The following is a 7,273-nucleotide window of genomic DNA, read 5'->3' as shown; positions in this document are numbered from 1 at the left end:
ACGATCCAATTCGCCAAATCCCCTTTTTCACTCACTTCCAGGGCTCCAAGTATGGTGATGTCGATGTATCCTTTCCTGATCATTCCAAATGCCGTTGCACTGTCAAAGTAAGAAGCTCCCGGTACAGTGGTGATCGGGAAACCTCCCGCATTACAGAGGGCAGGATCTTCTTTCCCGGGATCAGGACTTGGACCGGTACCGAGAACTCCATTTTCCGCATGGAACAGCACAGAGATATCTTGAGGTATGTGATCTGCCACCAAGGTAGGGATGCCGATGCCTAAATTGACGATCAGTCCATCATGGATTTCCTTGGCGGCGCGTTTCGCGATGCGATTTCGTACATCTACTGCCATGCCCATTTCCAATTCACCCCTTTTGTCGGAATCACCATATCTACATAAATGCCTGGTGTGGCAATACATTCCGGATCCAATTCGCCTGCAGGAACGATTTCCTCCACTTCAGCAATCGTGAAGGCTCCAGCCATCGCGACCAGCGGATTGAAATTACATGCAGTCTTGTCGTACACTAAATTCCCCAGCGAATCAGCTTTTTTGGCATGGACGATGCTTACTTCAGCCGTCAAAGCGGTTTCCACCAAGTATTCTTTTCCTTCTATCACAATCTTGCTCTTGCCTTCTTCGGCTATCGTACCAATCCCGACATCGACAAAAATCCCGCCTAAGCCTACACCGCCAGCACGAATCCGTTCAGCCAATGTCCCTTGCGGTGAAAATTCGACTTGCAGCTTCCCTTCAGTCATGAGCCTGCCGGCATTAGGATTGGATCCGATATGCGAGGCAATCACTTTCTTTGCCCTTTCAGCAGTCACAAGCCGGCCTATGCCAATGTCAGGAAATCCTGTATCATTGCCAATCAAGGTCAAATCCTTAACACCCTTGGCCAGGATACCCTGCACGAGCGTGGGGGGAGTCCCCACTCCGCCAAATCCGCCATACATGAGCGTGCATCCATCGGAAATATGCTCCAGTGCTTCTTCCAGGGTCACAATTTTGTTTTTCTTCGTAATGACCTGCTTCATACCGTTCCTCCTAAATAGCCTGCATGTCCTCAATCAAACCTTCCGAGTGTAATTCACGCTGCAACTCTTCAAGGGAAGCTTCCAGTATCTTGACGAGGCGATCGATTTCTTCATTCGTAATGATTAATGGCGGAGATAGGATAACCGCATCACCAGCGATTCCTTCAATCGCACCTGCAGCAGGATAGATCAACAATCCCTTCGCAAACGCCTTATTGACAAGCCTAGTGGTCAGGCCGATTTGCAAGTCGAATGGCGTTTTTGAAATCCGATTGGAGACAAACTCAAGTCCGAGGAGAAGCCCTTTCCCCCGTACATCACCAATGATGTCGAATTTCCCAGCCAATCCTTGCAGCTTCTTAAATAGATATTGACCTTTCTCTTCCGCTGCCTGAACCAGGTCATTTCCCTCAATGTAGGAAAGCACTTCCAATGAAACGGCTGCAGATAGAGGATTTGCACTATATGTGTGTCCAGCCATGATTGAATTCGAGCCTTTTAAAATGGGCTCCATGACACGGTCACTAACCATTGTGGCTGCCATTGGAGTATAACCGGCGCTCATTCCTTTACCCAATGCGATGATATCCGGGTCAACTCCCCAATGTTCCATAGCGAACATTTTTCCTGTCCGTCCGATTCCCGTCATTACCTCATCGGCGATAAAGAGAATGTCATAGTTTTCGCAGATTTCCTTAATCCTTTGATAGTAACCATCCGGCGGTGTTACAGCACCAGCGGATGCCCCGATGATCGGTTCTGCGATGAAAGCTGCGATATTCTCGGAGCCGACCCTTTGAATGGCTGTTTCCAGTTCATTTGCACACTGAAGCTTGCAGCCGGAAAATTCATTATTATAAGGACATCGATAACAGTAGGGGGCGGAAATGCTAGGGAAATCTTCCAATAGCGGAACAAAACGCTTTCTCCTCGGTACATGACCTGACATCGATAAAGCGCCCATCGTAATCCCATGATAACTCGTCCATCTGGAGACGATACGATTTTTACGCTCATATCCTTTTTCTTGCCAATGCTGAATCGCTATCTTCATCGCCGTTTCGGTCGCTTCGGATCCGCTATTCACGAAAAATGACCAATTCAAATCCCCTGGAGCCAAATCACTTAGCTTTTTGGCCAATGCCTCTGCGGCTTCACTCGTAAAATGAGACCTGTATGCAAAAGAAACTTTGCGGGCCTGCTCCGTCATTGCATCGACAACGTCCATTACACCATGGCCAATACTTGCCGTAACAGCACCTGATGATCCGTCTATATACTGCTTTCCATCTGTATCATAAAGATAAATTCCATTCCCATGAGAGATAGTGGGATAGTCATGATCTAAAGTAGGCTTAATCAAATAATTGCGTGTCATGTCATCTCTCCTTTTAACGTTCGTACCCACGTGCTTCATTCTATTAATCAATTAATTTCGCAGATTAAAAAAAACTAGTTTACCAACTAAAAGGCTCATCCTGAATCAGGATGGATTCTGTAGGGCAGCCTTCCATAGCATCTTGCATGTCATCATGCAAGATCTCAGGAACTTCGGCAATCCCCTGATTATCATCCAAGATTACGAAAGCGATCCCTTGATCGTCATAGTCATAAATTTCAGGACCTGTTGAACCGCATGCCCCGCACGCAATACAGGTTTCTTTATCAACCCATGTGTATTTAGCCATAGAAACGATCCTCCTACTTGAAAGATAAATCTTTACTCCAAATATTCATGTCCTCATACTTATCCCAAATATTGCAATTCTTCGTTAATCTGCCTCCATATTCATATCCCAGCTGATGAAAGACGGCGTTCATACCCATTGACAATGAACGCGCTAATGAATAAGAGCAATAAATGTTTTTCCTGAACAATTCTTGTTCCAATGCGGAGATGAGCACCTTCATGAAACCATGCTTTCGATGTTGGGGAATTGTTGCACAGTCCGTTAATTCAGCATTGTGATACATCTCATTCACTTCCGCGGATGCAGCACTCACGATGGTTCCTTCATATTCGATAACACTAAAGATCGTACCTTCCTCCATCACTTTCTTGATATATCGCTCATCATTCATCGGTGTAGGATAGGTTTCAAAGATAGCACCATATAAATTGGCCAACTCTTGTGCATCTTTCTCCGTAGCAAACCGAAGGATATAATTCTCAGGCATTTGCTGAGATTCAATCAGTCTAGGAATCTGACTGACATCTTGGATGACTTTATCTTCCTTGACCCAAAAATCACTTGTTCGCCTTTCATCCGTTAAATAGAAGGCCATGCAATAGGCATCATTCCCTTTGAAATACTTGCTCAATATTCCTTCCAGCATGAATCCCTGACTCAATGCAACGGATAAATCTTCATTCCTGGCTTTAAGTATCACTTTAGTAAAGCCCTGCTCCTTTGCGATGGCAAGGGCCCGATCGATCGCTTTTTTGATATTTCCCCGATAATCATCCATGCGTAAGCGCTGATTGGCATGATCATGATAGAGTTCCATCGTATAACAATCCCCAGTCTCCATTTGGGTGAAAAAAGGCAGCTTTTGAACAGGCATTATGTACCCCCCTTATTTAAAGAATTCGGGAGAAGAGATGCATATCATCCGCTTCTCCCGGCATTCTATTTCCAATTAAATAATTTTTTGATAGGTGCCTGAAGAAGCTGATCATACGTAAACTCATCAGGATATTCACTCACATCATAGATGGATAAGGCTTCATCCACCTTTTGATTCATCGAATCAGACACATAGATTCCACATTCAGGACAGTTCAAGGCTGGAACTTGAAGGACTTTTATTGAGCGTTTCCCGTCAGGCATGATCCAGTAACAATCCTTCTTTTCGCTTTCTTCTACGTTTGGGGCATTGCACCACAAGCAGTCCATCTTCATTCCTCCTTGCAGTCAGATTTCACCGAGCCACTAGCGGCCATGGCGTTCTTTTTTTCTTGGGCTAACCTTAATTTTTCCTTCATTTCATCCCGTTTATCACGGCGATCCTTCAAGGAAGCATGTTCGTCAGTGCTTTCATACGATTTTCTCTTGTCAAGACGACGAAGGCCCTCTGGTACCAAGTTGAATTTCTCATCCGTCATGAGTGCGGAAATCCCGACGGCTTCTTTCCTATCCTCAGTACCATACACTTCATCAAAGTAAGCATCCGCACTGCCGGCAACATAATTCTTCGGCTCCGGATAACTTGTGATCACTCCTTCAAAGTTCCGTAAAACGACTTTATCCGGACTTTGCGAAAGAAGGTAATTCGGAGTCAAGGCAATCTTTCCGCCTCCGCCAGGAGCATCCACCACAAAAGTTGGCACCGCATATCCTGATGTATGGCCGCGCAGCGCTTCAATGATTTCCAGTCCTTTTGAAACCGGCGCCCGGAAATGGCCAATCCCTTCAGATAGATCACATTGATAAATGTAATAAGGTCTAACCCTCGCTTTAACACAGTCATGCATAAGCTTTTTCATGATATGTACACTATCGTTGATACCAGCCAGGATGACTGCCTGATTACCAAGCGGCACCCCTGCCATCGACAGCATATCACATGCTTTTTTCGCTTCATCCGTCAGTTCAAGTGAATGATTGAAATGCGTATTCAACCAAATTGGATGGTATTTTTTCAGAATATTACATAAATTTTCCGTGATCCTCTGCGGGAAAACGACCGGTGCACGTGTGCCGATCCGAATGATTTCCACATGCGGTATGGCACGTAAGTTACTCAATACGTATTCAAGGATCTTATCATTGATCAACAGGCCGTCTCCTCCAGAGATCAGCACGTCCCTCACTTCCGGAGTGTTCCGGATATATTCAATCGCCCCGTCAAGCTGCTTCTTGGGAACACCCATGCCTACCTGACCTGAAAAACGGCGTCGCGTACAATATCTGCAGTACATGGAGCATTGGTTCGTTACAAGGAATAGAACCCGATCCGGATAACGATGCGTCAATCCAGGAACAGGGGAATCCTCATCCTCATGCAGCGGATCCTCCAAATCATATCTAGTCTTGTTCATTTCTGCCGAAAGCGGTACCGACTGTAAACGAATCGGACAGCGAGGATCATCGGGATTCATCAATGAAGCATAATAAGGCGTAATGTTCAACGGAATCGTTTGAGTCGAAATCCGGACTCCTTCCTCTTCATCCGGTGTCAAGTTGACGACCTTTTTCAGATCATCCAGTGTTTTAATCGTATTGGTCAATTGCCAGATCCAATCATTCCACTGCTCTTCCGTTACATCCTTCCATAATTCGATATCATTATAATGCCTGCGTCCACCTAGGTATTCTTTATTTTTTACATCCATTCCCATCAAATTCATTTAAAATGCCCCCTTATTCTAAGAACTTATATATATACTCTCGCAAGAATGATGCCAACATTGATAACAAGGAAATCATAAGCAAATGGGGGGAAACCTAGCTGAAAATCGCAAGATATTTTTCATTATGCATAATTTTTTGCAGCCAGATTCTTTGCGCCAGGCAATAAAAAAAGAAGGCTCTCTTTACACAAGAGCCCTCTTCACGTTACATCATGATCAAGAAAGTGACAGCGTTTCCAAAAAACCTGAATTCACTTGGTTTCCTTCGACCCTGCCGTATAAACTTTTTCAATGCCGTACTTGTTTAACTTATATTGCAATCCCTGCCTTTTAATATTCAGGGCTTCTGCCGTTTTGCTGATATTCCCGTTATATTTCTCGAACATATTGATGATCATTTCCCTTTCCATTTCTTCAAGAACGACAGGTAAATCAATCCTGTTTTTCAATGGGGAAGGCTGGCTCTGCGCATTTGCTGCAGCATAATTTCCTGACGGGAAAAGATAAGCAGGAAGATGATGTTCATCAATCATATCTTCCCCAGCGTCCATGACGTTAAAGGTTAACTCGATGGCATGTCCCAGCTCACGAATGTTCCCTGGCCATGGATATTGAAGAAGCCGCTGCATCGCCTTATGACTGATCCCGCGCACTTCCGTAAAAAATGATTTGTTGAATTTTAGAATAAAGTGATTGACGATTTCCGGAATATCCGTTTTACGCTCCGAAAGAGAAGGCATCTGGATCGTCACGACATTGAGGCGAAAGAATAAATCCGAGCGAATGATTCCCCGCTCCAACGCCTCTTCTGGAGAAATGTTCATCGCAGCAATGATTTTCACACTAATCTTTTGCTCTTTCGAACCTCCAACACGGCGCACCTCACCTTCCTGTAGCACTCGCAGCAATTTTGCCTGCAGGCCAAGGTCGAGGCTATTCAGCTCATCAAGGAAAAGGGTACCGCCATTTGCCTGTTCAAAAATGCCCATGCGATCCATCGCTCCGGTAAAAGCCCCTTTCGTCGTACCGAACAGCAGCCCCTCCATCAATTCCTTGGGAACAGCCGCACAGTTTTGCGCGATGAATGGCTGATTTCGCTGAGCACTTACATTATGTATACTTTGAGCGACAAGTTCCTTCCCTGTCCCTGTTGGTCCATAAATCATGACTGGGGAATGTGTACGGGCCGCTTTTTTCGCCAAGGAAATCGCTTGCTGAAAAGCAGGGCTATTACCAATCAAATCACTAAAATGATAGGTCGCCGTCCCTTCAGAGAACTTATTTTTCCTATGGGTCTCGGCAAGCTGGGAACGCAAATCGACAATTTGGTCATACATATTCATGACCTTCGTAATATCCTTTGCGATTTCCACTGCACCAATGATTTCACCATCCTCATACAAAGGATACGTACTATTGATGGACGTTATCTTTTTCTCCTTTAAGTTGACATATGTTTGAATGGACTCAATCGTTTCATTGCCTTTTTCCAATGCTACATGCAGCGTACTGGATTCATCAGTCAATGAAGGATAAAGCTGAAAAATATTCTCCCCCAGCACCTGCTCACGATCAAGCCCGTCGATATGTGCCATCATTTCATTGTAAAAAACCGTATCCCCATCTTTATTCACAATATGGACACCCACATTGATCACATTCAATATCCATTCAAATTGAGTGGAAAACTGATTTACTGAAGATTTCATTTCTTCATCTCCGTTCTCTGCCATTTGATAGAATCACCTGTAAATTATAGCATTTAATGGGAAACATTCATCTCTTTAATCTTATTAAAATCAAACTTCAACACAAAAGCAATAGAATACTAAGGTCAAATAAAGGAATCTCGCATTAAGCCAAGAAGATTATAT

The 7,273-nt window shown here is 44.4% G+C and carries 8 protein-coding genes; all 8 read right to left on the bottom strand.

All coding sequences use genetic code 11. The features are described from left to right. Positions 1-362 (bottom strand): CoA-transferase (locus tag LQ188_RS21845; protein WP_290370136.1); only part of this gene is annotated, 362 nt, incomplete at its 3' end. Then, the gene (locus tag LQ188_RS21840; protein WP_290370135.1) at positions 347-1,045 is read right to left on the bottom strand and encodes a CoA transferase subunit A; all 699 of its coding nucleotides are present in this window, start codon (positions 1,043-1,045) and stop codon (positions 347-349) included. The genes LQ188_RS21845 and LQ188_RS21840, both read right to left, overlap by 16 nt. A gap of 10 nt (positions 1,046-1,055) precedes the next feature. After that, entirely contained in the window at positions 1,056-2,423 is a 1,368-nt protein-coding gene (locus tag LQ188_RS21835) for an aspartate aminotransferase family protein (RefSeq protein ID WP_101223180.1), read from the bottom strand. Positions 2,424-2,502: 79 nt separating this feature from the next. Beyond that, positions 2,503-2,733, bottom strand: a complete 231-nt coding sequence (locus tag LQ188_RS21830) for a ferredoxin (RefSeq protein ID WP_061464616.1) — start codon at positions 2,731-2,733, stop codon at positions 2,503-2,505. Positions 2,734-2,746: 13 nt separating this feature from the next. After that, positions 2,747-3,610 carry a putative beta-lysine N-acetyltransferase gene (ablB, locus tag LQ188_RS21825; RefSeq protein WP_101223181.1) on the bottom strand — a complete coding sequence of 288 codons (864 nt, stop codon included), beginning with the start codon at positions 3,608-3,610 and terminating at the stop codon, positions 2,747-2,749. 65 nt (positions 3,611-3,675) lie between these two features. Then, a complete protein-coding gene (locus LQ188_RS21820) occupies positions 3,676-3,942 on the bottom strand; it encodes a YokU family protein (RefSeq protein WP_157831034.1) in 267 nt (88 codons plus the stop codon). A gap of 2 nt (positions 3,943-3,944) precedes the next feature. Continuing rightward, positions 3,945-5,381 (bottom strand): lysine 2,3-aminomutase, encoded by a 1,437-nt coding sequence (ablA, locus tag LQ188_RS21815; RefSeq protein ID WP_230178234.1) that lies wholly within the window; start codon positions 5,379-5,381, stop codon positions 3,945-3,947. A gap of 269 nt (positions 5,382-5,650) precedes the next feature. After that, positions 5,651-7,132 carry a sigma 54-interacting transcriptional regulator gene (locus LQ188_RS21810; protein ID WP_230178220.1) on the bottom strand — a complete coding sequence of 494 codons (1,482 nt, stop codon included), beginning with the start codon at positions 7,130-7,132 and terminating at the stop codon, positions 5,651-5,653. Between the last annotated feature and the right edge of the window lie 141 nt (positions 7,133-7,273).

The organism is Peribacillus sp. Bi134, from assembly GCF_918698065.1.
Lineage (GTDB): Bacteria > Bacillota > Bacilli > Bacillales > DSM-1321 > Peribacillus.
The sequence above is the reverse complement of the archived record's forward strand: the minus strand, read 5'-3'. Positions and strand labels throughout refer to the sequence as shown.